This window comes from Hydrogenophaga taeniospiralis (assembly GCF_020510445.1).
GTDB lineage: Bacteria > Pseudomonadota > Gammaproteobacteria > Burkholderiales > Burkholderiaceae_C > Hydrogenophaga.
In genome coordinates, this window is sequence record NZ_JAHBAG010000001.1 from 1,001,680 (window position 1) to 1,026,465 (window position 24,786).

At 69.8% G+C, this 24,786-nt stretch carries 27 protein-coding genes; all 27 read left to right on the forward strand.

Going from position 1 to position 24,786, the window contains the following annotated elements; translation table 11 throughout:
• The first annotated feature begins 23 nt into the window (after positions 1-23).
• The 27 genes from KIH07_RS04920 to KIH07_RS05050 all read left to right on the forward strand — a co-directional run bounded on the left by KIH07_RS04920 (position 24) and on the right by KIH07_RS05050 (position 24,785).
• Entirely contained in the window at positions 24-1,883 is a 1,860-nt protein-coding gene (locus KIH07_RS04920; RefSeq protein ID WP_226490908.1) for a nickel-dependent hydrogenase large subunit, read from the forward strand.
• Between the two features lie 22 nt (positions 1,884-1,905).
• Complete coding sequence (locus KIH07_RS04925; protein ID WP_226490909.1) at positions 1,906-2,508, forward strand: HupE/UreJ family protein; 603 nt, start codon at positions 1,906-1,908, stop codon at positions 2,506-2,508.
• Positions 2,509-2,549: 41 nt separating this feature from the next.
• Positions 2,550-3,281, forward strand: coding sequence for a Ni/Fe-hydrogenase, b-type cytochrome subunit (gene cybH, locus KIH07_RS04930; RefSeq protein WP_226490910.1), 732 nt, complete (start codon positions 2,550-2,552; stop codon positions 3,279-3,281).
• Between the two features lie 5 nt (positions 3,282-3,286).
• A complete protein-coding gene (locus KIH07_RS04935) occupies positions 3,287-3,613 on the forward strand; it encodes a HigA family addiction module antitoxin (RefSeq protein ID WP_226490911.1) in 327 nt (108 codons plus the stop codon).
• A 20-nt stretch (positions 3,614-3,633) separates the two neighbouring features.
• Positions 3,634-4,305: a HyaD/HybD family hydrogenase maturation endopeptidase gene (locus KIH07_RS04940; RefSeq protein WP_226490912.1), complete on the forward strand. Its 672-nt coding sequence runs from the start codon at positions 3,634-3,636 to the stop codon at positions 4,303-4,305.
• 1 nt (position 4,306) lies between these two features.
• Positions 4,307-4,612: a HypC/HybG/HupF family hydrogenase formation chaperone gene (locus tag KIH07_RS04945; protein WP_226490913.1), complete on the forward strand. Its 306-nt coding sequence runs from the start codon at positions 4,307-4,309 to the stop codon at positions 4,610-4,612.
• A gap of 22 nt (positions 4,613-4,634) precedes the next feature.
• The gene (locus KIH07_RS04950; protein ID WP_413465700.1) at positions 4,635-5,135 is read left to right on the forward strand and encodes a hydrogenase; all 501 of its coding nucleotides are present in this window, start codon (positions 4,635-4,637) and stop codon (positions 5,133-5,135) included.
• 25 nt (positions 5,136-5,160) lie between these two features.
• Complete coding sequence (locus KIH07_RS04955; RefSeq protein ID WP_226490914.1) at positions 5,161-6,042, forward strand: hydrogenase expression/formation protein; 882 nt, start codon at positions 5,161-5,163, stop codon at positions 6,040-6,042.
• Positions 6,043-6,044: 2 nt separating this feature from the next.
• Positions 6,045-6,275 carry a rubredoxin gene (locus tag KIH07_RS04960; protein WP_226490915.1) on the forward strand — a complete coding sequence of 77 codons (231 nt, stop codon included), beginning with the start codon at positions 6,045-6,047 and terminating at the stop codon, positions 6,273-6,275.
• A 175-nt stretch (positions 6,276-6,450) separates the two neighbouring features.
• Entirely contained in the window at positions 6,451-6,993 is a 543-nt protein-coding gene (gene hybE, locus KIH07_RS04965; RefSeq protein WP_226490916.1) for a [NiFe]-hydrogenase assembly chaperone HybE, read from the forward strand.
• Complete coding sequence (locus tag KIH07_RS04970) at positions 6,990-8,210, forward strand: hypothetical protein (protein ID WP_226490917.1); 1,221 nt, start codon at positions 6,990-6,992, stop codon at positions 8,208-8,210. Before hybE ends, KIH07_RS04970 begins: the two co-directional genes overlap by 4 nt.
• Complete coding sequence (locus KIH07_RS04975; RefSeq protein WP_226490918.1) at positions 8,203-8,550, forward strand: hydrogenase maturation nickel metallochaperone HypA; 348 nt, start codon at positions 8,203-8,205, stop codon at positions 8,548-8,550. Before KIH07_RS04970 ends, KIH07_RS04975 begins: the two co-directional genes overlap by 8 nt.
• 19 nt (positions 8,551-8,569) lie before the next feature.
• On the forward strand, positions 8,570-9,547 hold the full coding sequence (gene hypB, locus KIH07_RS04980) for a hydrogenase nickel incorporation protein HypB (protein WP_226490919.1): 978 nt from the start codon (positions 8,570-8,572) through the stop codon (positions 9,545-9,547).
• A 13-nt stretch (positions 9,548-9,560) separates the two neighbouring features.
• A complete protein-coding gene (locus tag KIH07_RS04985) occupies positions 9,561-10,709 on the forward strand; it encodes a carbamoyltransferase HypF (protein ID WP_226490920.1) in 1,149 nt (382 codons plus the stop codon).
• Positions 10,700-10,939: a HypC/HybG/HupF family hydrogenase formation chaperone gene (locus KIH07_RS04990; RefSeq protein WP_226490921.1), complete on the forward strand. Its 240-nt coding sequence runs from the start codon at positions 10,700-10,702 to the stop codon at positions 10,937-10,939. Before KIH07_RS04985 ends, KIH07_RS04990 begins: the two co-directional genes overlap by 10 nt.
• On the forward strand, positions 10,936-12,102 hold the full coding sequence (gene hypD, locus KIH07_RS04995) for a hydrogenase formation protein HypD (RefSeq protein WP_226490922.1): 1,167 nt from the start codon (positions 10,936-10,938) through the stop codon (positions 12,100-12,102). The genes KIH07_RS04990 and hypD overlap by 4 nt, the downstream gene beginning before the upstream one ends.
• Complete coding sequence (hypE, locus tag KIH07_RS05000) at positions 12,099-13,211, forward strand: hydrogenase expression/formation protein HypE (protein ID WP_226490923.1); 1,113 nt, start codon at positions 12,099-12,101, stop codon at positions 13,209-13,211. The genes hypD and hypE overlap by 4 nt, the downstream gene beginning before the upstream one ends.
• A 166-nt stretch (positions 13,212-13,377) precedes the next feature.
• Entirely contained in the window at positions 13,378-13,926 is a 549-nt protein-coding gene (locus KIH07_RS05005) for a hypothetical protein (protein ID WP_226490924.1), read from the forward strand.
• A 7-nt stretch (positions 13,927-13,933) separates the two neighbouring features.
• The gene (locus KIH07_RS05010; RefSeq protein ID WP_226490925.1) at positions 13,934-15,688 is read left to right on the forward strand and encodes an enoyl-CoA hydratase-related protein; all 1,755 of its coding nucleotides are present in this window, start codon (positions 13,934-13,936) and stop codon (positions 15,686-15,688) included.
• Entirely contained in the window at positions 15,685-17,145 is a 1,461-nt protein-coding gene (locus tag KIH07_RS05015) for a sigma-54-dependent transcriptional regulator (RefSeq protein ID WP_226490926.1), read from the forward strand. The genes KIH07_RS05010 and KIH07_RS05015 overlap by 4 nt, the downstream gene beginning before the upstream one ends.
• A 122-nt stretch (positions 17,146-17,267) precedes the next feature.
• Positions 17,268-19,058: an NAD(P)H-dependent oxidoreductase subunit E gene (locus KIH07_RS05020; RefSeq protein WP_226490927.1), complete on the forward strand. Its 1,791-nt coding sequence runs from the start codon at positions 17,268-17,270 to the stop codon at positions 19,056-19,058.
• Complete coding sequence (locus KIH07_RS05025) at positions 19,055-19,735, forward strand: 2Fe-2S iron-sulfur cluster-binding protein (protein ID WP_226490928.1); 681 nt, start codon at positions 19,055-19,057, stop codon at positions 19,733-19,735. The genes KIH07_RS05020 and KIH07_RS05025 overlap by 4 nt, the downstream gene beginning before the upstream one ends.
• Positions 19,736-19,796: 61 nt before the next feature.
• Complete coding sequence (locus KIH07_RS05030) at positions 19,797-20,324, forward strand: NADP oxidoreductase (protein WP_226490929.1); 528 nt, start codon at positions 19,797-19,799, stop codon at positions 20,322-20,324.
• A gap of 4 nt (positions 20,325-20,328) precedes the next feature.
• Positions 20,329-21,849, forward strand: a complete 1,521-nt coding sequence (locus KIH07_RS05035; protein WP_226490930.1) for a Ni/Fe hydrogenase subunit alpha — start codon at positions 20,329-20,331, stop codon at positions 21,847-21,849.
• Entirely contained in the window at positions 21,846-22,328 is a 483-nt protein-coding gene (locus tag KIH07_RS05040; RefSeq protein ID WP_226490931.1) for a hydrogenase maturation protease, read from the forward strand. The genes KIH07_RS05035 and KIH07_RS05040 overlap by 4 nt, the downstream gene beginning before the upstream one ends.
• Positions 22,325-23,320 (forward strand): hydrogenase small subunit, encoded by a 996-nt coding sequence (locus tag KIH07_RS05045; RefSeq protein WP_226490932.1) that lies wholly within the window; start codon positions 22,325-22,327, stop codon positions 23,318-23,320. Before KIH07_RS05040 ends, KIH07_RS05045 begins: the two co-directional genes overlap by 4 nt.
• A 7-nt stretch (positions 23,321-23,327) precedes the next feature.
• Positions 23,328-24,785, forward strand: coding sequence for a nickel-dependent hydrogenase large subunit (locus KIH07_RS05050; protein ID WP_226490933.1), 1,458 nt, complete (start codon positions 23,328-23,330; stop codon positions 24,783-24,785).
• The last annotated feature ends 1 nt before the right edge of the window (position 24,786 follow it).

The window sequence follows — 24,786 nt, forward strand, 5'->3', positions numbered from 1 at the left end:
CCAGACACACGAGGAAGAACACCATGGGTGCTTACGAAACACAGGGCTTCAAGATGGACAACACCGGCCGGCGCATCGTCGTCGACCCGGTCACGCGCATCGAGGGCCACATGCGCTGCGAGGTCAACCTCGACAGCAACAACGTCATCCGCAACGCGGTCTCCACCGGCACCATGTGGCGTGGTCTGGAAGTGATCCTGAAAGGCCGCGACCCGCGCGACGCCTGGGCTTTTGTGGAACGCATCTGCGGCGTCTGCACCGGCTGCCACGCGCTGACCTCGGTGCGCGCGGTGGAAGACGCGCTCGGCATCCGCATCCCGCTGAACGCCCACCTGATCCGCGAGATGATGGCCAAGACGCTGCAGGTGCACGACCACGCGGTGCACTTCTACCACCTGCACGCGCTCGACTGGGTCGATGTCGTGTCCTGCCTGCAGGCCGACCCGAAGAAGACCAGCGAGCTGCAGCAACTGGTGTCGCCCGCGCACCCGCTGTCCTCGCCCGGCTACTTCCGCGACGTGCAGAACCGCCTGAAGAAGTTCGTTGAAAGCGGCCAGCTCGGGCCCTTCGCCAACGGCTACTGGGGCAGCAAGGCCTATGTGCTGCCGCCCGAGGCCAACCTGATGGCCGTGACGCACTACCTCGAAGCGCTGGACCTGCAGAAAGAGTGGGTCAAGGTGCACACCATCTTCGGTGGCAAGAACCCGCACCCCAACTACCTGGTGGGCGGCGTGCCTTGCGCCATCAACCTGGACGGCAACGGCGCCGCCGGCGCCCCGATCAACATGGAGCGGCTGAACTTCGTGCAGGCCCGCATCCAGGAAATGATCGACTTCAACAACAACGTCTACATCCCGGACGTGCTGGCCATCGGCACCATCTACAAGAACGCCGGCTGGCTCTACGGCGGCGGCCTCTCCGCCACCAACGTGGCCGACTACGGCACTTACGAGAAGGTGCCGTACGACCACAGCACGCACCAGCTGCCCGGCGGCGTGATCCTGAACGGCGACTGGAACAAGATCCACGCCATCGACCCGCGCGACCCCGAGCAGGTGCAGGAATTCGTGAGCCACAGCTGGTACAAGTACGGCGACGAGACCAAGGGGCTGCACCCCTGGGACGGCGTCACCGAAGCCAACTACGCCCCCGAAGGCCCGAACTTCAAGGGCACGCGCACCCAGATCGAGAACCTGGATGAGTCCGCCAAGTACTCGTGGATCAAGAGCCCGCGCTGGCGCGGTCACGCCGTCGAGGTCGGCCCGCTGTCGCGCTACATCCTGGGCTATGCCCATGCTGTGCAGGGCAACAAGTACTGCCAGCGCGTGAAGGAGCAGGTGGACGGCGCCGCGGTGGCGATCAACAGCGCGATCCCCAAGGCCCTGGGCCTGCCGGAAACCAACTTCTCGCTCAAGCAGCTGCTGCCCACCACCATCGGCCGCACCCTGGCGCGCGCGCTGGAAGGCCAGTACTGCGGCGAAATGATGATGGACGACTTCAAACAGCTGATCGGCAACATCAAGGCCGGCGACACCAGCACCGTCAACGCCGACAAGTGGGACCCGTCCACCTGGCCGAAAGAGGCCAAGGGCGTGGGCACGGTCGCCGCGCCACGCGGCATGCTGGGCCACTGGATCAAGATCAAGGACGGCAAGATCGAGAACTACCAGTGCGTGGTGCCCACCACCTGGAACGGTTCGCCGCGCGACACCAAGGGCCAGATCGGCGCCTTCGAGGCCTCGCTCATGAACACGCCCATGGTCAACCCCGAGCAGCCGCTGGAGATCCTGCGCACGCTGCACAGCTTCGACCCCTGTCTGGCTTGCTCGACCCACGTGATGAGCGAAGACGGCCAGGAGATGAGCAGAGTCACTGTGCGCTGAACCCCACAACGAGGAGAAACACATGCAATCGAAATACATCCGCCGTTTGACTGCCGCCGCGCTGCTGACCGGTCTGGCCGGCGTGGCCCAGGCCCACCCGGGTCACGGCGCCACCAGCCTCATGGAAGGCCTGGCTCACCCCTTCGGCCTGGACCACCTGCTGGCCATGGTGGCCGTGGGCGTGTGGTCGGTCTCGGCCCTGCCGAAAGGCAAGGCCTGGCAAGGCCCGGCCACGTTTTTGCTGGCGCTGGTCATCAGCGCATCGCTGGGCGCAGCCGGCGTGAGCCTGCCGTTCCTGGAGCAGGGCGTGGCGCTGTCGGTGCTGCTGTTCGGCGCCATGCTGGTGCTGGCCCGCCGCACGATGCCGGCCGCCGTCGGCCTGGGGCTGGTGGCCGCGGCGGCTTCGCTGCACGGCCTGGCGCACGGCGCTGAAACGCCGGCCACGGGTTTCGCAGGGTATGCCGCGGGCTTCCTGCTGACCACGGCCGCGCTGCACATCGGCGGCGTGTTCGCGGGCCTCGGCATCCGCCGCGCGCTGGCCGAACGCAGCGGCTGGGCGCTGGGTGGCCTGGGCGCGGTGCTGGGCGCATCCGGCCTGGTGCTCTTCGGTCAGTTGGCGGCCTGACGGCCACCCCGATCAACGGCAACCGTTATTTGGAGGCCACCATGTCCACCACATCCCCCGAACGCCTCGCCGATGTCACCGGCATCGACGAGAGCGCCGTCTCACACGGCCAGGCCACCCGATCGGTCTATGTGTACGAAGCGCCCGTGCGCCTCTGGCACTGGATCAACGCGGCGTCCATCACCGTGCTGGCCCTCACCGGCTATTTCATCGGTCAGCCGCTGCCCACCATGCCGGGCGAGGCCAGCGCGCACTACCTCATGGGCTACATCCGCTTCGCGCACTTCACGGCGGGCTACCTGCTGGCTGTGGGCCTGATCGGTCGCGCTTACTGGGCGCTGGTGGGCAACCACCACGCGCGCGAAATCTTCTGGGTGCCGATCTTCCAGAAGGCCTACTGGAAAGAGGTGCTCACCATGTTCAAGTGGTACGCCTTCCTGATCCCGCGGCCGGGCCGTTACGTGGGCCACAACCCGCTGGCGCGTCTGGCCATGTTCGCGGGCTTCCTGATGCTCTCGATCTTCATGGTGATCACCGGCTTTGCGCTGTATGGCGAAGGCTCGCAGATGGGCTCGTGGCAGGAACGGATGTTTGGCTGGGTGATCCCGCTGTTCGGCCAGAGCCAGGACGTGCACACCTGGCACCGCATGGGCATGTGGGCGCTGATCATGTTCATCACGCTGCACATCTACGCCGCGATCCGCGAAGACATCATGGGCCGCCAGTCGATCGTGTCGACCATGATCTCCGGCCGTAGAACGTTCAAGGACTGAGCACCATGAAGCCGGTCGCCGCCAGCTGGACCATCCCCCCGCGGGGCGTGCCGGTGCGCACGCCCATGCACCCGGGGCGGCTGCTGGCGCACACCTGCCTGGCGCCGCTGGGGCTGAGCCAAAGCGAGGCGGCGCGGGTGCTGGGCCTCTCGCGCCGACGCTTGCACGAGCTGGTGCATGGCCAGCGGGCCATGTCGCCCGACACCGCCATCCGTTGCGCGCGCCAGTTCGGCATCGACGCCGGTTTCTGGCTCGCGCACCAGGCCGCCTGGGACAGCTTCCACGCCTGGAAGCGCTTCTGTTCCAGCTCGGTCACCCCTTCTTCCCTTTGAGTTTTTCGGGACCACCCACCATGAGCGCCCATCCGTCCGAATCCACCTGTCACCCCTGTGGTGACACCCCCGCCCGGCCGCAGACCATCGTGGTGCTCGGCATCGGCAACCTGCTCTGGGCCGACGAAGGTTTTGGCGTGCGCTGCATCGAAGCGCTGCAACGCCGCTTCGAGTTCGCCGAACACGTGTCGCTCATCGACGGCGGCACCCAGGGTCTGTACCTGATCCAGCATGTGCAGGCGGCCGACGCGCTGCTGATCTTCGACGCCATCGACTACGGCCTGGAACCCGGCACGCTGAAAGAAGTGCGCGACGACGCCGTGCCGCGCTTCATGGGCGCCAAGAAGATGAGCCTGCACCAGACCGGTTTCCAGGAGGTGCTCTCGCTCGCGCAGCTCACCGGCCAGTACCCGGCGAACGTGCTGCTGATCGGCTGCCAGCCGCAGGAGCTGGAGGACTACGGCGGCAGCCTGCGCCCGGTGGTGAAGGCCGCGATGGAAGAGGCACTGACGCTGGGCGTGGACCAGATTGCGCGCTGGGGCGGTGAGCCCGCACCGCGCCGCACGCCGCTGGGCGAGCGCGAGGCGGTGACCATGGACGAACTCGCCTTGGCAGCCTACGAAACCCAGCGCCCGGCCCCTGAGCAAGCCTGCCGCGAAGGCGACGAACGCTTTTTCCCCAAGGACCTTTGATATGTGCATCGGCATGCCCATGCAAGTCACCGCCACCGAGCCCGGCCACGCCTGGTGCGAAGGCCGCGGCGAGCGCCGCCGCGTCACCACCGCGCTGGTCGGCCCGCTGGAGGCTGGCGACTGGTTGCTGGTGTTCCTGGGCGATGCGCGCGAGCGCATCGACGCCACCCGCGCCGCTGAAGTGAACGGTGCGCTGGACCTCGTGCTCGGCGCCATGCAAGGCTTTGATGCCAGTGGCGACGCCGGCTTTGTTTTGCCTTCCCAGATGAGCGCCGAGCAGCTGAAGCAGCTGTCCGGCCAGACCTGAATTCCCACCCCAAGGAGACCCCATGAACACCGCCACAGAAACCCCCAGCTGCGCCTTTGCGCTGCCCGTGCCCGACACCAACCCCGCGCCACCGCTGGTGATGCGCCTGGCGCGCGACTTCGGTGCCGCCTGGGTGGATGAAACCACCGTGGCCGCGTGGAGCGCGGGCGGCGGCGACCGCGTCGTGTTGCTGGCCGGCGACCCGGTGCGTTTCCCCGAAGGCCAGGACGTCGCGGCCGTGTTGCCCGAGCTGATGAAAAGTTTCCCGAACCGCTTCCAGATCGCGGTGGTGCCGCGCGACCACGAGGACGCGGTGGCGCGACGCTACGGCTCGCAACGCTGGCCCACGCTGCTGTTCTTCCGCGACGGCCAGTACGTCACCGCCATCGCCGGCATGCAGGACTGGGACGTGTACCTGAGCGGCGTCGCCGCCGCGCTTACCATGCCGCCCTCGCGCCCGCCCACCATCGGCATTCCCGTGGTGAGCCAGGGCGCCACGGCCAGCGACAGCGGCTGCCATTGAACCCACCGACCACCCAGGACACCCCATGAAAGACTTCCCCATTCCGCTCGTCGCCCTCGGCCCGGGCACCCAGTCCGAAGACGAAACGCTGGACTACCTGCCCATGCCCAAAGACATGGACACCTACCGCCCGCCGGTGCTGCCCGAGCCCGAAGAGCTGGCCGGCCGCGACGCGGCCCGCGCCGTGCTGGGCCAGGTGCTGGCGCTGCTCGACCGGACGGCCGAGCGTGGCCCCGGCGGCCAGGTGTCGCTGACCGCGCTGCCCGCCGCCGACCTGCGCCTGGTCAACCAGATCATGGGTGAGGGCGAGGCCAGCGCCCTGGTGCGCGAAGAAGACGGTGCGCTCGAAGTGCGCATCCAGGAGTCGGTGCTCGCGGGCGTGTGGCGCCTCATCACCTTCCGCACCGTGGACGGCGAACGCACGCTGATCGACGACGTGATCGAGGTCGGCCCGGTGCCGGCGCTGCTGCGCGCCATCGCGGTGGACGACGTGTGGCCCCAGGGTGCCATGCCGCATTGGGCCGGCGCGCTGCCGCCCAACGTGCAGAACGCGCCCCTGCTGGTGGAAGAAATCCGCGACCAGGTCGCCGGATGGAAACCCGGCCAGGTGTCGCACGTGGTCAACCTCACGCTGCTGCCGGTCACGCCCGAAGACATCGGCTTCCTCGACCACCACCTGGGCACCGGCCGCGTGCTGATGCTCTCGCGCGGCTATGGCAACTGCCGCATCTCCAACACGCGCTTGCCGAACTGCTGGCGCGTGGTGTATTACAACTCGATGGACAAGGTGATCCTCAACACGGTCGAGGTGGTGGACATGCCCGAGGTGGCCATGGCCGCGCCCGAAGACCTGCGCGATTCGCACGAGCGCCTGCTCGACGTGATGACCTATCTCGAAGGAGTGTGACCATGGCCGGCGCGGACCACTTCGAAGGTTTTGAAGGCTCGTACCTGGGCAACCGGGACGTGCTCAAACCCGGCTCGCGCCTCGAATGCAAGATCTGCTGGTGGGTCTACGACCCGGCGCTCGGCGACCCGCAGTGGCAGATCGCCCCCGGCACACCGTTCGCCGATCTGCCCGCGCACTGGCGCTGTCCGAACTGCGACGGCGATGCCGAGCAGTTCCTGATGCTGGAATGATGGACATGGCACATACCCTGCGCCGTTGCGGTCAACGGCCCTCACCCCAACCCTCTCCCGCGAGCGGGAGAGGGGGCTTCACTCCCTCGCCCCTCTGGGGAGAGGGCTGGGGTGAGGGGCCCGCCAACCCAGCGGCCGGTGTCACCCGTCGCGCACCGCACGAGGGACAACAGCCATGAGCCCGCTCGCCCACATGGACACCACCACATCCAACCCGCTGGCCGCGCGCGTGCAAGCCCTGGTGGACTTCTACCGCCACGTGCAGACCGGGCGCATGCAGGGCATCCCCTTGCTGAACCCCGCGCTGCGCGTCGAAGCCGTGGGCTTCGAGTGGACCGAAGGAGAAGAAGCCGCCGAACCCGTGGCCGAAGGCGTGCTCATCACCCCCTGGTTCATGAGCCTGTTGCGCCTGCCTGCGGTGAACGGGCCCCACGGCAACCGCGTGGGGCGCAAGGCGGTGCGCGATTTCGGCAGCGAGCGCTTCGATTTCATCGGCGCGCACGACCCCGCCATCGGCTACCACGAGACCTGCGCGCTGTTCTCTCCCATGAACGGTTTCACCAGCCAGGACCTGGCGCGCGAAACCGCACTGGCGTCGCTGGCGCTGGTCCGTCCCCGGCCCGAAGCCGAGGCGGTGGCGCCCATCGCGACCGAGCCGCTGCCCGCGCGTCGCGCCTTCTTCATGGCCCGCCGGCCAGACGCGGGAGCGGCGGCATGAACACCCGCACGACCGTTCCGACGGGGGCCCGCACCGCAACCCGTGGGGTGGAGCCAATGACCACCTCGCTGGCCGGCTGCCTGCGCGTGGCGCCGGGCGCGCCGCTGCCGCTGGCCCTGCAGAGCAGCCGCCCCGACTGGGCGCCGCGCCTGGCCCGAGGTCAGGCGGTGAGTGCCTTGCCGGGCCTGATGGCCAGCCTGTTCAACCTCTGCGGCCACGCGCACCGCCTGTGTTCGATGCTCTCTATCGACGCCGCCGCGCCCGGCCTGATGCCCGCGCCGCAGCAGGTGGCGCAGCGCCTGCGCACCGAGACTGCGCAGGAACACATCCGCCGCATCGGCCTGGACTGGCCGCGCCTGCTGGCCGCCGACGCGCAGGGGTCTTGGGCCGCCCCGGCACAGGCCGCTCTGCAGGCCTGTCCGCTGCACGCGCCCGCGCCCGCCACCGCAGCCGACCCCTGGCCCGCCACGCTCGCCTGGCTGGAGGATCAGCTGCTGCAGATGCCGGCCACCACCTGGCTTCGCGCCTGGCAGGCCTGCGGTGCCGACTGGTTGCACGACTGGAGCCGCCGCCACGCGGGCTGGCTGCCCGCGCTGCTGCGCGCCGCGCGAGACGCCGACAGCGCGGCACCGCTGAGACCCGCCAACGCGCTGCGTGTCCACGCCGGGGCTTCGGATGTCCGCACCCTGTCCGCCGCCATGGCGGAAGAGGCCGGCTTCTGTCTGCAACCGCATTGGCAGGGCGCCAACGCGCACACCGGCAGCTGGACACGCCTGAACGACCAACCCGTTGGCCTGCCGCTCACGCCCTGGGCGCTGCTGGGCAGCCGCATCGCCGAGCTGGTGCGCCTGTGCCAACCCGACGCACCGGGCCAGAGCGGCGCGGGCTGGTTGTCGTTTGGGGCGTTGACCACCGGTGAGCGCCAAGGTCTTGCGTGGGTGGAAATGGCGCGTGGCCTGCTGGTGCACCAGGTGGAGATCGATGCGACCGTGGGCGATGCGTCGGCGCGCGTGGCCGCCTGCCGTGTGCTCGCGCCCACCGAATGGAACTTCCATCCGCGGGGCGATGTGGCCCAGCGCATCGCCGCGCTGGACGCGGGTCAGCCCGCCGAAGACACCGAGCGCCGCGTGCGCCTGCTCATGGCCGCGTTCGACCCCTGCGTGCCGTTTGACGTGACGCACACGCTGCCCGCTGTTCAGGAGGTGCACCATGCATGAAGCCAGCCTCGCCGGCGGTGTGTTGCAACTGGTCGAAGACACGGCCGTGCGCGAAGGTTTTTCGCGCCTGCTGTCGCTGCGGCTCGAAGCCGGCCAGCTCGCGGGGGTGGACGTGCGCGCGCTGCGTTTCGCGCTGGAGAGTCTCGCGCCAGGGACCGTGCTTGAAGGTGCAGAGATTCAGATCGAAGAACCGCCCGGCCAGGCCTGGTGCATGGGTTGCGGTCAGACCGTGGCCATCGCCCAGCGCGGTGACGCTTGCCCGGCCTGCGGCGGCTACCAGTTGCAACCTACGGGCGGCATGGAATTGCGTGTGATTGACATGCAAGTCAGTGATGATTGAGTGAACCAGGAGACAGACCATGTGTGTCGTTTGTGGATGCAGTGACAACAGCCCGGCCCATGCCCGGCATGTCCAAACCCACGCGGGCGAGGCCGGCGTGGTGCAGGTGAACCCCGGCAACGGCGACCTGCACTTCGGTGCGGGCGCGGCCCGCGTCTCGGTGCCCGGCATGAGCCAGGCGCGCGCCATCAAGCTGGAGACCGACATCCTCGGCGCCAACAACCGTGTGGCCCAGCAGAACCGGGCGCACTTCGAAGCGCACGGCGTGACCGCGCTCAATCTCGTGTCCAGTCCAGGCTCGGGCAAGACCACGCTGCTCTGCGCGACCATCGAGGCGCTGAAAAAACATGCGCCCGGCCTGCGCGTCGCCGTGATCGAAGGCGACCAGCAGACCAGCTTCGACGCCGACCGCATCCGCGCCACCGGCGCGCCCGCGATCCAGGTCAACACCGGCAAGGGTTGCCACCTCGACGCGCCCATGGTGAGCGAGGCCTTCGCGCAACTGCACAGCCACGACCACCACAGCCACGATCACCATCACGGCCACCACGACGACGGGCACAGCCTGCTGTTCATCGAGAACGTGGGCAACCTCGTCTGCCCCGCCGTGTGGGACCTGGGCGAAGCCGCCAAGGTCGCCATCCTCTCGGTGACCGAGGGCGAAGACAAGCCGCTCAAGTACCCCGACATGTTCGCGGCCTCGCAGCTCATGGTCCTGAACAAGATCGACCTGCTGCCGCACGTGAAGTTCGACGTGGCGCGCTGCATAGCGCTCGCGCGGCGTGTGAACCCAACGATCGAGATCCTGCAGCTCTCGGCCACCACGGGCGAGGGCATGGACGCCTGGTTGCACTGGCTCGATCACGCGATGGGTGCACATCATCACCACCACGATGAACCGGTGTCCGAGGAGGCCGCGCTGCGCCAGCGTGTGCAGCAGCTCGAAGCCGAGCTGGCGCAGGCGCAAGCCGCGCTGACGACCGGATCGGCCGCCTGACGGAACCGACGCCATGTCCACCACCGTGCTCGCCGTCGGCGCCTGGCTCAAGAACGCGGCCTGCCTCGTGCTGGATGGGCGCGTGCACTGGTCGCCGGTGCACGGCGACCTCAGCGACCCGGCGGCCTGTGAGGCGCTGGAGCGATCGGTGCAGGCGCTGCTGGCCCAGGCCGACGCAGCCGGTGCGCCGGTGCAGGCCATCGCGCACGACCTGCACCCCGACTTCTTCAGCACCCAGCTCGCGGTGCAGCTCGCCAGTTCGCTGGGTGTGCCCGCCATCGGCGTGCAGCACCACCACGCGCACATCGCTGCCGTCGTGGCCGAGCACCGCATCGAAGGCCCCGTCATCGGCCTCGCGCTCGACGGCGTGGGCCTGGGCACAGACGGGCAGGCCTGGGGTGGAGAACTGCTCTGGGTGGACGGCGCACAGTGGCAGCGCCTGGGCCACCTGACGCCACTCGCTTTGCCCGGCGGCGACCGCGCCGCGCGCGAACCCTGGCGCATGGCGGCGAGCGCCTTGCACGCGCTCGGCCGGGGCGATGAGATCACCACCCGTTTCGCGCCGCAAGTCGGTGAGGCCGTGGCCGCAGGCGTGCAGCAGATGTTGGCCAAAAACCTGAACTGCCCGGCCACCAGCAGCACCGGCCGCTGGTTCGACGCGGCCGCGGGTGCGCTGGGCCTGAGCGTGCGCCAGAGCGACGAGGCACAAGCCGCCATCGCGCTCGAAGCCGCCGCCGCGAGCTGGCTAGCCCTGTACCCCGACACCACCGCGCTGCCCGGCGCCGTCATTGACACCCAGAACCGCCTCGACCTGCGGGGCCTCATGCCTGCGCTGTTCGACGCCGGCCCCGATGGCGCGGACGCCGCCGCCGCGGGCTTCCACCTCGCGCTGGCCGACGCGCTGGCCGACTGGGCTGTCCGCGCTGCCTCGGAGTGCGGCAGCCGCGACGTGTGCCTAGGCGGCGGCTGTTTCTTCAACCGCATCCTGCGCGAGCGCGTGACCACGCGCCTGCAGGCGGCGGCGTTGCGTGTGCACCGACCCATCGACAAAGGCTGCGGCGACGCCGGCCTCGCGCTCGGCCAGGACTGGGTCGCGGCCCAGCAGTTGGCCGTGACTGCCCCACAAGAACACACCACGAAGGAAACCGAACCATGTGCCTAGCCATTCCCGCCCAGCTGGTGGAGCTGCGCCCCCACGACCAGGCCGTGGTCAACCTCGGCGGCATCCGCAAGGAAATTTCCATCGCCCTGGTGGCCGACGTGCAGGTGGGCGACTACGTGATCGTGCACGTGGGCCACGCCATCGGCGTCATCGACCCGGAGGAAGCTGAGAAGACCCTGGCCTTGTTTGCCGAGATGCAGGCGGTTGCCGGCGCGGATGGCCAGCCATGAAATACATCGACGAATTCCGCGACGGTGACCTCGCCCGCCAGATCGGCGCGCGCATCGCCGCCGAAGCGCACCCGGACCGCAACTACAGCTTCATGGAGTTCTGCGGCGGCCACACGCACGCCATCAGCCGCTACGGTGTGCTGGAGCTGCTGCCGCCCAACGTGCGCATGATCCACGGCCCGGGCTGCCCGGTCTGCGTGCTGCCCATCGGCCGCATCGACCTCGCGATCCGCCTCGCGTTGGAGCGTGGCGCCATCGTCTGCACCTACGGCGACACCATGCGCGTGCCCGCCAGCGACAGCCTTTCCTTGATCAAGGCCAAGGCGCGCGGCGGCGACATCCGCATGGTCTATTCGGCGGCCGACGCCATGGCCCTCGCGCGCGCCAACCCGCAGTGTGAGGTGGTGTTTTTCGCCATCGGTTTCGAGACCACCACGCCGCCCACGGCGCTCGCCATCCGCGACGCGGCGCGCGAGGGCCTGGCCAACTTCAGCGTCTTGTGCTGCCACGTGCTCACGCCCTCGGCCATCACCCACATCCTCGAATCGCCCGAGGTGCGCCAGCTCGGCACCGTGCCCATCGACGGCTTCATCGGCCCGGCGCACGTGAGCATCGTGATCGGTTCCGCGCCCTACGAGCACTTCGCCGAGGAGTACCGCAAGCCGGTGGTGATCGCCGGCTTCGAGCCGCTGGACGTGATGCAGGCCATCCTGATGCTGGTGCGCCAGGTCAATCAGGGCCGCGCCCACGTGGAAAACGAGTTCACCCGTGCCGTCACGCCCGAGGGCAACCTCAAGGCCCAGGCCCTGGTGTCCGAGGTGTTCGCGCTGCGGCCGAGCTTCGAGTGGCGCGGTCTGGGCGAGGTGCCCTACAGCGCGCTCAAGATCCGCGAGGCCTTTGCCGCCTTCGACGCCGAGCGCCGCTTCGACCTGAGCTACACGCCCGTGGCCGACAACAAGGCCTGCGAGTGCGGCGCCATCCTGCGTGGCGTGAAAAAGCCGACCGACTGCAAGATCTTCGGCACCGTCTGTACGCCGGAAAACCCGGTCGGCTCCTGCATGGTGTCGAGCGAAGGCGCCTGCGCCGCGCACTACACCTACGGGCGCTTCCGCGACATCCCCATCGTCGCCACCTCCGCCACCACCGAAGAGGTCAGCCCATGAGAACCGAACACGACCAGGCCGGTGCCGGCGAGGCGCCCGCCTCCAAGCCCGTGAAGAAAAACTACATCCGCCCGCTCGACATCAAACACGGCCGCATCGACATGGGCCACGGCGCGGGCGGCAAGGCCGCGGCGCAGCTGATCGAGGAGCTGTTCCTCGCGGCCTTCGACAACCCATTCCTGCGTCAGGGCGACGACGGCGCCGTGCTGGCGCTGCCGGCCTTCGACCCCGCCGAGGGGCGGCTGGTGATGGCGACCGACGGCCACGTGATCTCGCCGCTGTTCTTTCCCGGCGGGGACATCGGTTGCCTCTCGGTGCACGGCACGGTCAACGACGTGGCCATGAGCGGCGCGAAGCCGCTGTACCTGAGCGCGAGCTTCATCATCGAAGAAGGTTTCCCGCTGATCGACCTGCAGCGCATCGTGCAGTCCATGGCTGCTGCTTCGCGCGAGGCCGGTGTTCCCGTGGTCACCGGCGACACCAAGGTGGTGGAAAAAGGCAAGGGCGACGGCGTGTTCATCAGCACCACCGGCGTCGGCGTGCTGGCGCCGGGCGTGTCCATCAGCGGCCGCAACGCACGGCCGGGCGACGTGGTGCTGCTTTCTGGAACCATCGGCGACCACGGCGTGGCCGTGCTGTCGCAGCGCGAGTCGCTGGCCTTCGAGACCACGATAGAGAGCGACACCGCCGCACTGCACACCCTGGTCGCCGCCATGCTCGCGGCCGCCCCGGGCGCGGTGCGTGTGCTGCGCGACCCCACGCGCGGCGGCCTCGCCACCACGCTCAACGAGGTGGCGCGCCAGTCGGGCGTGGGCATGCTGCTGCAGGAGGCCGCGATTCCCGTGAAGCCGCAGGTGGACGCCGCCTGTGAGTTGCTGGGCCTGGACCCGCTCTACGTGGCCAACGAAGGCAAGCTGATCGCGGTGGTGGCGGCCGAAGCGGCCGAGACGGTGCTGGCCGCGATGCGCGCGCACCCGCTGGGGCAGGACGCGGCGCGCATCGGCGAAGTGACGGCCGACCCGCACCACTTCGTGCAGATGGCCACGCGCTTCGGCGGGCGGCGGGTGGTGGACTGGCTCAGCGGAGAACAATTGCCAAGGATCTGTTGATCCCCCCGCGCCGCCTGCGGCGTCACCCCCCAGGGGGCGACACCAGCCGTCCGGCAAAGCCGGCCCGGCGGTGTCCTGGGTGGGGCGCTGCACGCGCTTCGGAGAGGGCATGTTGGACGAGTGATTGTTTTCGCGGGGCCATAAAAAAGAGACGAGGAGACAGGGCATGTCGAGTCAGGTGTTTCGAAAGACCGAAAGCGGCAAGGCCGAGATCGCCCGGCGTCAGGCGGGGCTGTCGCCCGCCACGCGCACCGTGCTGATCATGGTCAATGGCAGTGATGCTGTGTCGGCCCTGATGGCGCGTGGTCTGTCGCAGCTGCAGGGGCATCTGGATGCGTTGCTGGCGCTGGGGCTGATCGAGCCGGTGGTGGCGCGTGCTGCGCCTGCGGCCTTGTCTTCACCACCGCCGACCGTCGCGTTGTCGCCCGTGGCACCACACGCGAGCGAGGCGCCGCTGGCCGCGCCGACACCGGCCGCTGCGCCCGCGCAAGTGGCGCCCGCCAGCCTGAACCTCGACGCCCTGCGCCGCAAAGCCCTGGCCCATCTGGGCAACCACTTCGGACCCGACACGCCGTTGGTCGCCCAGGCCCTGTTGGCCGCGCGCAGCGTGGGCGAGTTCAATGCGGCACTGGACGGCATCGAGTCCCAACTCGCCATCTACATGGGGCGCAAGCAGGCCGCGCGCGAGCTGCTGGCGCTGCGCCCCGCCCTCTGAAAACCCGATGAACCCTTTGCGCATCCTCCTGCTCTGCCACAGCTTCAACAGCCTCACCCAGCGGCTGTTCGCCGAGCTGTGCGCGGCGGGCCACACCCTGAGCGTGGAGTTCGACATCGCCGACAGCGTGACCGAAGAGGCCGTGGCCCTGTTCCGGCCCGACCTGGTGCTGGCGCCGTTCCTCAAGCGCCGCATCCCGGCCACGGTGTGGCAGCGCGTGACCTGCCTCGTGGTGCACCCCGGCCCGCCGGGCGACCAGGGGCCGTCGGCGCTGGACTGGGCGGTCCGGCGCGGCGAGCCGCACTGGGGCGTCACGGTGCTGCAGGCCAATGGCGATTTCGACGCCGGCCCGGTCTGGGCGCACGCGGTATTTCCTATGCGCGGGGCCGCCAAGGGCAGCCTGTACCGGCGCGAAGTCACGCAGGCCGCGCTGCAGGCCACGCTGGAGGCCGTGCAGCGCTTCGCCGGTGGCGAGCGCGAAGCCCTGGCGTGGACCGACGGGGCGCCGGTGATCCGCTGGCAGCCGCTGCTGCGCCAGAGCGAACGCGCGATCGATTGGGCCGAGGACAACACCGCCACCGTGCTCGCCAAGATTCGCAGCGGCGACGGTCAGCCCGGCGTGCTCGACGCGCTCTGGGGCCAGCCCTGTTACCTGGGCGACGCCCACCCGGCCAGTGCCGCGAGCATGGCCGAGTTCAGCGATGCCGACCCCGGCGCCCTGCTGGCCGTGCGCGACGGCGCGCTGCTGCGCCGCACCGTGGGCGGCGGCGTCTGGATCGGCCAGGCCCGCCGTGCCGACCCGCCCGGCACACCGCCCGTGCAGGGCAGCTTCAAGCAGGTGGCGGCCGAGCTGTTCGCCGACGAAGCGGCGGGCTTGCCGCAGCGCCCCGTGCCGCTGGAGCGTTCGCCCGACGAATGGGGCGAGCTGCGCTACACCGAACACGGCCCCGAGGGCGCGCGCGTGGGCTGCCTGAGCTTCGACTTCTACAACGGCGCCATGTCCACCGCGCGCTGCGAGCGCCTGCGCGCCGCGCTGCAACAGGTGCGCGAGCGCGACACGCAGGTGTTGCTGCTGATGGGCGGTGAAGGCTTCTTCAGCAACGGCATCGACCTCAACAGCATCGAGGCCGCCGCGCACCGTCCGGGCGACAGCGCGGCCGATGCCTCGTGGCGCAACATCCAGGCCATGAACGACGTGGCGCTCGGTGTGCTGCAGACCACCGACCGGCTCACGGTCAGCGTGCTGCGCGGCAACGCGGGCGCGGGCGGTGCGTTTCTCGCGCTCGCGGCCGATCAGGTGTGGGCGCACGGCAGCGTGGTGCTCAACCCGCACTACAAGAACATGGGCAACCTCTACGGCTCCGAGTACTGGACCTACCTGCTGCCGCGCCGCCTGGGCGAGGCCGGCGCGAAGGCGCTGATGGCGCAGCGCCTGCCGCTGCTGGCGGCCGAAGCGCTGCAGATCGGCCTGATCGACCACAACGATGCGGGGCCGCGCGAGGGCTTCGAAACACGGTGTCTGGAACGCGCGCTGGCCCTGGCCGGCTCCTACAATCGATCCGAGCAGCTGGCGGCCAAACAGGCCCGGCGCGAGCAGGACGAAGCCCGCCGACCGCTGGCCCATTACCGCGAACAGGAACTGGCGCGCATGCACCGCAACTTCTACGGTTTCGATCCCAGCTACCACGTGGCGCGCCACCACTTCGTGCACAAGCAACCGCACGCGTGGACGCCCCGGCATTTGGCAGTGCACCGGCTGTGACACCACCCCTCCTTCCCGAAGCCCTGCCCACCGTGCTCGTGGTGGACGACGAGGTGCGTTCGCTGGACGCGCTGCGCCGCACGCTGGACGAGGATTTCACGGTGTTCACCGCCAGCAGCGCCGAGGAGGCGCGCGGCCTGCTGCAGCGCCAGCCGGTGAGCGTGATCCTGTGCGACCAGCGCATGCCCGGCATGACCGGTGTGGCCTTTCTGAAAGAGGTGCGCGAGCAGTGGCCGGAGACCGTGCGCATCGTGATCTCGGGCTACACCGATTCCGAAGACATCATCGCTGGCATCAACGAGGCCGGCATCTACCAGTACATCCTCAAGCCCTGGTCGCCCGACCACCTGCTGGACGCGGTGCGCAACGCGGTGGAAGCCCAGGCCCTGCAGCGCCAGACCAGCCGGCTCGACCTGGAGCTGCGCACCAGCACCCGCGTGCTGCGCCAGCGCACCGCCACACAGATGGCGCAGGCGCGCAGCAGCTTCGGGTTTGACCGCATCGTGCGCGCGCCGGGCAGTCCGTTGGACCTCGTCTGCGCCATGGCCGAACGCACCGCGCGCTACGACATCCCGGTGCTGGTGCTAGGCGAGTCGGGCACCGGCAAGGAGCTGCTGGCGCGCGCCATCCACTACGCCTCGCCGCGCCTGACCGGCCCCTTCGTGGTGGAGAACTGCGCCGCCATCCCCGACTCGCTGCTCGAATCCGAACTCTTCGGCCACAAGCGCGGCGCCTTCACCGGCGCCTATGAAGACCACCCCGGCCTGTTCCAACGCGCCAATGGCGGCACGGTGTTTCTGGACGAGATCGGCGAGACCTCGCCGGCGTTCCAGGTGAAGTTGCTGCGCGTGTTGCAGGAGGGTGAGGTGCGGCCCGTGGGCGGCGCGCGCCCGGTGCCGGTGGACGTGCGCGTGATCGCCGCCACCCACCGCCAGCTGGAACAGCGCGTGCGCGACGGCCTGTTCCGCGAAGACCTGTACTACCGCATTGCCGGCATCACCATCACCGTGCCGCCCCTGCGCGAGCGCGTGGCCGACATCCCGCCCATCGCGCACCAGCTGGTTCTGGACGTGGCCGCCGAACTGGGGCACCCGGGCTCGACCCTGCCCGATGAAGCCATGGCCTGCCTCGTGGCCTACCCCTGGCCGGGCAACATCCGCGAGCTGCGCAACGAGATCGCGCGCGCGCTCGCGCTGCACGACGGTACCCGGCTGGACGCCGCGGCCTTCTCCAGCCGCGTGCTGCAGGGCCGCGCCGCGGGCTCGGCCGATGACCTCACCGCCGCCATCCCGCAGAGCGGCACGCTGGGCGAACGGCTGGACGTGATCGAGGCCATGCTGTTGCGTGAAACCCTGCTGCGCCACCGCTGGAACAAGACCCGCGCGGCGCAGGAACTCGGACTCTCGCGAGTGGGTCTCAGGTCCAAGATGCAACGCTTCGGTCTCGACAAGCCATGACATCCAAAGGCCCCCACGCTCCACCGCTGCGCGGGTCGCTGCCCCCCCAGGGGGCTGATCCGGCTTGGGGCGGCCCGGCGCCGGATCGTGCTCCCTCCGCGTGCCTTCAGGCGGCCGACGCGGTGTTGTCCCGCTGGGGCCACGATCCACACGCGCTGGTGCAGGTGTTGCGCGAAACGCAGGCGTTGACCCACTGGTTGCCGCGCGCCTTGTTGACCCACATCGCGCAAGCCTTGAACCTGCCGCTGGCTCAGGTCGAGGGGGTGGCCACGTTCTACCGCTTCTTCCACACCCGGCCCGTGGGTCGCCTGCGGGTGCTGTTCTCCGACAACATCACCGACCGTTTGCTCGGCAGCGAAGCCCTGTTGTCCCGGCTCTGCGAGCGCCTGGGCGTGGCGCCGGGCCAGCCCGATGTCCAGGGCCGGTTCAGCGTGGACCGTTGCTCGTGCACCGGTCTGTGCGACCAGGGCCCGGCGCTGCTGATCAACCACCACCAGGTCATCACCCGGCTCGATACCGCGCGGGTGGACGCGCTCGCCGCGCTCATGCTGTCCGAGGTGCCGGCGGACCAGTGGCCCGCCGACTGGTTTCATGTGGACAACAAGGTGCTCCGCGCCGATGTGCTGCTGAGCGGGCTGTCGGCGGACGCGCCGACCTTGCCCGAAGTGCTCGCGCGTGAACCGCAGGCGCTGATTGACGAATTGGCCCGCGCCGGCCTGCGCGGGCGCGGCGGCGCTGGCTTTCCGACCGCACGCAAATGGCAGGCTTGCCGAGACGCCGACACCAGCACTAGTGGCCCGCTGCGCTGCGTGGTCTGCAACGCCGACGAAGGCGAGCCCGGAACCTTCAAGGACCGCGCGCTGCTCAGCGAGCACGCCGACGCCGTGTTCGACGGCATGACCATCGCGGCGCGCGCCATCGGCGCACAGCAGGGCTGGCTCTACCTGCGCGGCGAATACCGCTACCTGCTGCCGCAGCTGCAGGCGGTGCTGGAGCGCCGCCGCGCCAGCGGGCTGCTCGGCGCCAACGCCGCCGGCCTGGCCGGGTTTGATTTCGACATTCGCATCCACCTCGGCGCCGGGGCCTACGTCTGCGGCGAGGAGTCGGCCCTGATCGAGTCGCTCGAAGGCAGACGCGGCACGCCGCGCATCCGCCCGCCGTTCCCGGTGGAGCGCGGCTACCTCGGTCGCCCCACCGTGGTCAACAACGTCGAGACCTTCTGTGCCGTGGCCCACATCGCGCGGCGCGGCGGCGCCTGGTGGGCCGGCATCGGCACTGCGTCGTCCACCGGCACCAAGATCCACTCGGTGTCGGGCGACTGCGAGCGACCGGGTCTCTACGAATACCCGCTGGGCACGCCGATCGCACAGATCCTGGCCGACTGCGGCGCCATGGACGCCCAGGCGGTGCAGGTGGGCGGCCCCTCGGGCGCCTGCGTGCCCGTCTCGGGGTTCCACCGGCGCATCGCCTTCGACGACGTGCCCAGCGCCGGCGCCTTCATGGTGTTCAACCCATCGCGCGACCTGTTCGAGGTGGCGCGCCACTTCGCCCGCTTCTTCGCGCACGAGAGCTGCGGACTCTGCACGCCCTGCCGCGTGGGCACCGAGCTGGTGGTGCGGCGGCTGGACAAACTCGCCCTGGTACGTGGCGCCGGTCGCGGTTCGGCCTTCGACCTGCAACGCCTGCACGAGCTCGACGCCCTGCTGCACAGTGGCACGCACTGCGGCCTGGGCAGCTCGGCCTGCAACCCGCTGCGCGACACGCTGGCCCACTTCGGAGAGGTCTACGCGTCGCGCACGGCCACGCCGCAGTTCGAGCCCGAGTTCGATCTCGACGCCGAGCTTTCGGCGGCCCGGCGCGTGACCGGCCGCACCGACGCCGGTGCCCACCTGCACACGGAGCACAAGCCATGAGCAGTTTCAGCTTCGACGGCCAGCCCGTTCCCCTGCAGCCCGGCGACACCATCCTGCAGGCCGCGCAGCGCGCCGGCCACGAGGTGCCCCACCTGTGCTGGCACCCCGAGGTGTCGGCCAGCGCATCGTGCCGGGTCTGCACGGTGCGGGTCGATGGCCGGCCCGCGGCCGCCTGCACCACGGCCGCTGCCGCGGGGCAGCGCGTGGAATGCCACACCGCCGACCTGCGCGCGCAGCGGCTGCACCTGCTGCAGATGCTCTTCGTCGAGGGCAATCACTTCTGCCCCGGTTGCGAAAAAAGCGGCCACTGCCTGCTGCAGCACCAGGCCGAACGCGCCGGCATGACCGACCTGCACTACGAGACCCTCAACCCCGAACGCCCGGTCGATGCCAGCCACCCCGACGTGCTGTTCGAGCCCAACCGCTGCATCCTCTGCCAGCTCTGCGTGCGCGCCAGCGACGAACTCGATGGCAAACAGGTCTTCGCCATTGGCGGCCACGGCATAGCCACGCATCTGCTGATCAACAGCGCCAGCGGCCGGCTGGGCGACAGCGCGCTGGCTGTGACCGACCGCGCCGCCCACATCTGCCCGGTCGGTGCGCTGCTGCCCAAGCGGGTCGGCTTTGCGGTGCCCATCGGTCAGCGGACCTTCGACGACGCGGAGACACGAGGATGAGCGCCGCCCGGCCGTTCCGAAGGCGCTCAGTCCCGCAGTGCGCAGCACGGAGGGTTGTTCAGTGAGCACCGCGAACCCCGCCCCCGCCAAGCTGCGCGTGGCCACCGTCTCGCTGGCCGGCTGTTTCGGCTGCCACATGTCGTTCCTCGACATCGACGAGCGCCTGTTCGAGCTCATCGAACACATTCAGTTCGACCGCTCGCCGCTGACCGACATCAAGACCGTGGGGCTGTGCGACATCGGCCTGATCGAAGGCGGGCTCTGCAACGCCGAGAACGTCGAGGTGCTGCGCGCCTTCCGCGCCAACTGCCGCGTGCTGGTGGCGGTGGGCGCCTGCGCCATCACGGGCGGCCTGCCGGCGCTGCGCAACCACCTCGACGTCGGGGACATGCTGCAGGCCGTGTACGGAACCGTGCCCGACGACCCCGAACTCCCGCTGCCGCTCAACAAGGTGCACCCCATCCACGAAGTGGTGCGCATCGACCACTCGCTGCCCGGCTGCCCGCCGTCGGCCGATGCCTTCTGGCATCTGCTGCAGGACCTCATCGCCGGGCGCGAACCCGCGCACGGCCTGATCCGCTACGACTGAGACCATGACCACCCCTTCTCTCGAAACCGCCGCCGACCCGCAGGGCCTGCGCCGCATCGTGATCGACCCGGTCTCGCGCGTGGAAGGCCACGGCAAGGTCACGCTGCTGCTGGGCGACGACAACCGCATCCAGCAGGTGCGCCTGCACATCGTCGAGTTCCGCGGCTTCGAGCGGTTCATCGTCGGCCGGCCCTACTGGGAGGTGCCGGTGATGGTGCAGCGCCTGTGCGGCATCTGCCCGGTCTCGCACCACCTGGCCGCCACCAAGGCGCTGGACCGCGTGGTCGGCGGCTGGCCGGTGCCCGAGGCCGCCGACAAGATTCGCCGGCTCATGCACCACGGCCAGATCGTGCAGAGCCACGCGCTGCATTTCTTCCACCTGTCGTCGCCCGACCTGCTGTTCGGCTTCGACGCCGCCGTCGCGCAGCGCAACATCGTCGGCGTGGCGATGGCGCACCCCGAGGCCGCGCGTCAGGGCGTGATGCTGCGCAAGTTCGGCCAGGAGGTGATCCGCATCACGGCGGGCAAGCGGGTGCACGGTACCGGCTCCATACCCGGTGGCATGAACCGCGCGGTGGATGCGGCCGAGCGCGACACGCTGCGCGCGCAGCTGCCCCAGGTGCTGGCCTGGGCCGAGGCGGCGGTGGACCTGGCTGAGCGCCTGCACACCGGCTTGCCAGACCACCTGGTCGGCTTCGCCGACACCCCGGCGGCCATGATGTCGCTGGTCGGCCCCGGTGGCGCGATGGAGTTTTACGACGGCACGCTGCGTGTGCGCGAGGCCGACGGCCGCGTGGCGGTGGATGGCTTCGAGGACCAGCGTTACCGCGAGCTGATCGGCGAGGGCGTCAAGCCCTGGACCTACATGAAGTTTCCCTACCGCCTGGCCCTGGGGCCCGACGCCGGCTGGTACCGCGTCGGCCCGCTGGCGCGGCTGCAGAACTGCGACTTCATCCCCACGCCCCGCGCCGAAGCACGACGCCAGGCCTTCGTGGCCGCGCAAGGTGGTCGGCCGGTGCACGCGGTGCTGGCGACGCACTGGGCGCGCATGATCGAACTGCTGCACGGCGTGGAGGTGATCGCGCAGTTGCTGGACGACCCGGCCATCCTCGGCGGCCCGCTGCTCGCCACCGGCGAGCGCCAGCGCGGCGGCGTGGGCATCATCGAAGCGCCGCGTGGCACGCTGATCCACGAATACGAAGTGGGTGACGACGACCTCGTCACCAGCTGCAACCTGATCGTCTCGACCACGCACAACAACCAGGCCATGAACGAAGCGGTGCGCTCGGTGGCGCTGCAGTACCTCGATGGCCAGACCATCACCGAGCCGCTGCTCAACCACATCGAGGTCGCCATCCGCGCCTACGACCCCTGCCTGTCCTGCGCCACGCACGCGCTGGGCCAGATGCCGTTGGCGGTGACGCTGCGCAACGCGCGGGGAGAGGTGCTCGACCACGTGCACCGTTCGTCCCGCGGCGACACCGTGCGCGGTACCCGGCCGCATTCGGCGGAGGCAGCGCGATGAGTTCCCAGGTGGCGCCGCTGCTGGTGTTCGGCTGGGGCAACCCGAGCCGGGGCGACGACGCGCTCGGCCCGCTGCTGGTCGAACAACTGGCCAGTCACGCTCAGGCGCACTGGCCAACGGGGCGGCTCGAATGCCTCACCGACTTCCAGCTGCAGGTCGAACACGCGCTGGACCTCGTGGGCCGCGAACGTGTGCTGTTTGTGGACGCCGCCATCGGCCTGCAGACGCCGTTCGAAGTGCGCACTGTGCGGCCTGCGCCGGTGGCGGGCTTCACCACCCACGCGCTGGGGCCCGAGGCGCTGCTGCAGGTCTACCGCGACCTGGAGCGCGCCGAGCCGCCGACGTGCACGCTGCTCGCCATCCGCGCCCAGCGTTTCGAGCTTGGTGAAGCACCGGGCGAGCAGGCGCTGGCCGATCTGGCCTTGGCCCTGGCCTGGGCGATGGAATGGGCCCGTCATCCCGAGGAGGTCCCCGCATGAACGTACTCTGGCTGCAAAGCGGCGGTTGCGGTGGCTGCAGCATGTCGCTGCTGTGCGCCGACACCACCGATTTTCAGGGCCACCTGCGCGACGGTGGCGTGAACCTGCTGTGGCATCCCTCGCTGTCGATGGCGAGTGGCGAGGAGGTGATCGCGCTGCTGCACTCGGTGCTGGACGGCGGCACCCGGCTCGACGCGCTGTGCGTCGAGGGCTCGCTGCTGCGCGGCCCCCACGGCACGGGGCGTTTCCACATGCTGGCCGGCACCGGCCTGCCCATGATCCACTGGGTGCGCGAGCTGGCGGCGAAAGCGGCACACGTGTTGGCCGTGGGCAGTTGCGCGGCCTGGGGCGGCATCACGGCGGGCGGCGACAACCCCACCGACGCCTGCGGCCTGCAGTACGAGGACGACCGCCTCGGCGGCCTGCTCGGCGCGGACTTCCGTTCCGGCAGCGGCCTGCCGGTGATCAACATCGCGGGCTGCCCGACGCACCCGAGCTGGGTCATCGACACGCTCATGGCGCTGGCCGCCGACGGTTTCGCGGCCGACGACCTCGACCCGCTGAACCGCCCGCGTTTCTACGCCGACCAGCTGGTGCACCACGGCTGCACGCGCAACGAGTACTACGAGTTCAAGGCCAGTGCCGAGAAGCCGTCGGACCTGGGCTGCATGATGGAGCACATGGGCTGCAAGGGCACGCAGGTGCACGCCGACTGCAACACCCGGTTGTGGAACGGTGAGGGCAGCTGCACGCGCGGCGGCTACGCCTGCATCGCCTGCACCGAACCGGGTTTCCAGGAGCCGGGCCACCCGTTCCACGAAACGCCCAAGCTCGCCGGCATCCCCATCGGCCTGCCGACCGACATGCCCAAGGCCTGGTTTGTGGCATTGGCATCACTCTCCAAGAGCGCCACGCCGAAGCGGGTGAAGAACAATGCGGTGGCGGACCATCTCGTTGTGAAGCCCGCCGTACGAAAGACACGTTTGAAATGAGCCGTTCATGAGCCGCTTGCTGGTCGGCCCCTTCAACCGCGTCGAAGGCGATCTTGAAGTCTCGCTCGACATCGCCGACGGCCGCGTCACCTCGGCCCAGGTCAACGCGACCATGTACCGCGGCTTTGAGCAGATCCTGCAGGGCAAGGCGCCGCACGACGCGCTGGTCTATGTGCCGCGCATCTGCGGCATCTGCTCGGTGTCGCAGTCGGTGGCGTCGGCGCGTGCGCTGGCCGATCTGGGCGGCATCGCGATGCCGGCCAACGGACAGCACGCGACCAACCTGATCCTGGCGACCGAAAACCTGGCCGACCACCTGACGCACTTCTATTTGTTCTTCATGCCGGACTTCGCCCGCCCGGTCTACGCCGCCCACCCCTGGCACGCCGAAGCGGTGCGCCGCTTCGCGCCCGACCATGGTGAACAGGTGCGCGCGGCCACCGCGGCGCGCCAGCGCTGGCTCACGCTGCTGGGCACGCTGGGCGGCAAGTGGCCGCACACGCAATCGGTCGAACCGGGGGGCTCCACCCGCGCCATCGATGCGGCCGAGCGCGTGCGCCTGCTGGCCAAGGTGCGCGAGTTCCGCGGCTTCCTGGAGCGCCAGCTGTTCGCGGCGCCGCTCGAAACGGTGGCCGCGCTGGAGACCGAGGCCGCGCTCTGGGACTGGCACGCGCAGGACCCGCTGGGCGGCGACCTGCGCTTCTTCCTCACGCTCGTGCGCGACCTGCAGCTCGACACGCTGGGCCCTGGCCCGGGCCGCTACCTGAGCTACGGCGCCTACGCCCAGCCCGGGGGTGGCTGGGCCTTGCCCGGCGGTGTGTGGCGCACGCAGACCGGCGAGGTCGAAGTGCTGAACCCGCGCGTCATCACCGAAGACGCCACCCACGCCTGGCTGGCCCACGCGCGCGAGCCGCTGCACCCGCTGCACGGCATCACCCGGCCCGAACCCGACAAGCCCGGTGCCTACACCTGGAACAAGGCGCCGCGCCTGGGGGGCCAAGTGGTCGAGACCGGCGCCATCGCCCGCCAGCTCACCAGCGGCATGCCCTTGGTGCGCGACGCGGTGGCGCGCCACGGTGGCACGGTCTACACGCGGGTGCTGGCGCGGCTGATCGAGCTCGCGCGTGTGGTGCCGATGATGGAAGACTGGCTGCAGGCGATCCGCCCGACCGAAGCCTTCTGCGTGCCGACGACCCTGCCCGACGAGGGCAGTGGCGTGGGCCTGAGCGAGGCCGCGCGCGGCAGCCTGGGTCACTGGCTGGTGGTGCGGCGCGGGCGCATCGCCAACTACCAGATCGTCGCGCCCACGAGCTGGAATTTCTCCCCACGCGACGCCGCCGGCACCCCCGGTGCGCTGGAGCAGGCGCTGGTGGATGCGCCGGTGCGCGAGGGTGAGCAGACGCCGGTCGCGGTGCAGCACATCGTGCGCTCCTTCGACCCCTGCATGGTCTGCACGGTGCACTGAC

Bases quoted from the DNA above. Each gene is read 5' to 3' on its own strand.
- KIH07_RS04935 (WP_226490911.1), top strand. From the start codon at position 3,287: ATGAAGCCGGTCGCCGCCAGCTGGACCATCCCCCCGCGGGGCGTGCCG.
- KIH07_RS04920 (WP_226490908.1), top strand. From the start codon at position 24: ATGGGTGCTTACGAAACACAGGGCTTCAAGATGGACAACACCGGCCGG.
- hypE (WP_226490923.1), top strand. From the start codon at position 12,099: ATGAGAACCGAACACGACCAGGCCGGTGCCGGCGAGGCGCCCGCCTCC.
- hybE (WP_226490916.1), top strand. From the start codon at position 6,451: ATGAGCCCGCTCGCCCACATGGACACCACCACATCCAACCCGCTGGCC.
- KIH07_RS04955 (WP_226490914.1), top strand. From the start codon at position 5,161: ATGAAAGACTTCCCCATTCCGCTCGTCGCCCTCGGCCCGGGCACCCAG.
- hypB (WP_226490919.1), top strand. From the start codon at position 8,570: ATGTGTGTCGTTTGTGGATGCAGTGACAACAGCCCGGCCCATGCCCGG.
- hypD (WP_226490922.1), top strand. From the start codon at position 10,936: ATGAAATACATCGACGAATTCCGCGACGGTGACCTCGCCCGCCAGATC.
- KIH07_RS05005 (WP_226490924.1), top strand. From the start codon at position 13,378: ATGTCGAGTCAGGTGTTTCGAAAGACCGAAAGCGGCAAGGCCGAGATC.
- KIH07_RS05045 (WP_226490932.1), top strand. From the start codon at position 22,325: ATGAACGTACTCTGGCTGCAAAGCGGCGGTTGCGGTGGCTGCAGCATG.
- KIH07_RS04945 (WP_226490913.1), top strand. From the start codon at position 4,307: ATGTGCATCGGCATGCCCATGCAAGTCACCGCCACCGAGCCCGGCCAC.
- KIH07_RS04940 (WP_226490912.1), top strand. From the start codon at position 3,634: ATGAGCGCCCATCCGTCCGAATCCACCTGTCACCCCTGTGGTGACACC.
- KIH07_RS04985 (WP_226490920.1), top strand. From the start codon at position 9,561: ATGTCCACCACCGTGCTCGCCGTCGGCGCCTGGCTCAAGAACGCGGCC.
- KIH07_RS05050 (WP_226490933.1), top strand. From the start codon at position 23,328: ATGAGCCGCTTGCTGGTCGGCCCCTTCAACCGCGTCGAAGGCGATCTT.
- KIH07_RS05040 (WP_226490931.1), top strand. From the start codon at position 21,846: ATGAGTTCCCAGGTGGCGCCGCTGCTGGTGTTCGGCTGGGGCAACCCG.
- KIH07_RS04950 (WP_413465700.1), top strand. From the start codon at position 4,635: ATGAACACCGCCACAGAAACCCCCAGCTGCGCCTTTGCGCTGCCCGTG.
- KIH07_RS04975 (WP_226490918.1), top strand. From the start codon at position 8,203: ATGCATGAAGCCAGCCTCGCCGGCGGTGTGTTGCAACTGGTCGAAGAC.
- KIH07_RS05025 (WP_226490928.1), top strand. From the start codon at position 19,055: ATGAGCAGTTTCAGCTTCGACGGCCAGCCCGTTCCCCTGCAGCCCGGC.
- KIH07_RS04960 (WP_226490915.1), top strand. From the start codon at position 6,045: ATGGCCGGCGCGGACCACTTCGAAGGTTTTGAAGGCTCGTACCTGGGC.
- KIH07_RS04925 (WP_226490909.1), top strand. From the start codon at position 1,906: ATGCAATCGAAATACATCCGCCGTTTGACTGCCGCCGCGCTGCTGACC.
- KIH07_RS04970 (WP_226490917.1), top strand. From the start codon at position 6,990: ATGAACACCCGCACGACCGTTCCGACGGGGGCCCGCACCGCAACCCGT.
- cybH (WP_226490910.1), top strand. From the start codon at position 2,550: ATGTCCACCACATCCCCCGAACGCCTCGCCGATGTCACCGGCATCGAC.
- KIH07_RS05035 (WP_226490930.1), top strand. From the start codon at position 20,329: ATGACCACCCCTTCTCTCGAAACCGCCGCCGACCCGCAGGGCCTGCGC.
- KIH07_RS04990 (WP_226490921.1), top strand. From the start codon at position 10,700: ATGTGCCTAGCCATTCCCGCCCAGCTGGTGGAGCTGCGCCCCCACGAC.
- KIH07_RS05010 (WP_226490925.1), top strand. From the start codon at position 13,934: ATGAACCCTTTGCGCATCCTCCTGCTCTGCCACAGCTTCAACAGCCTC.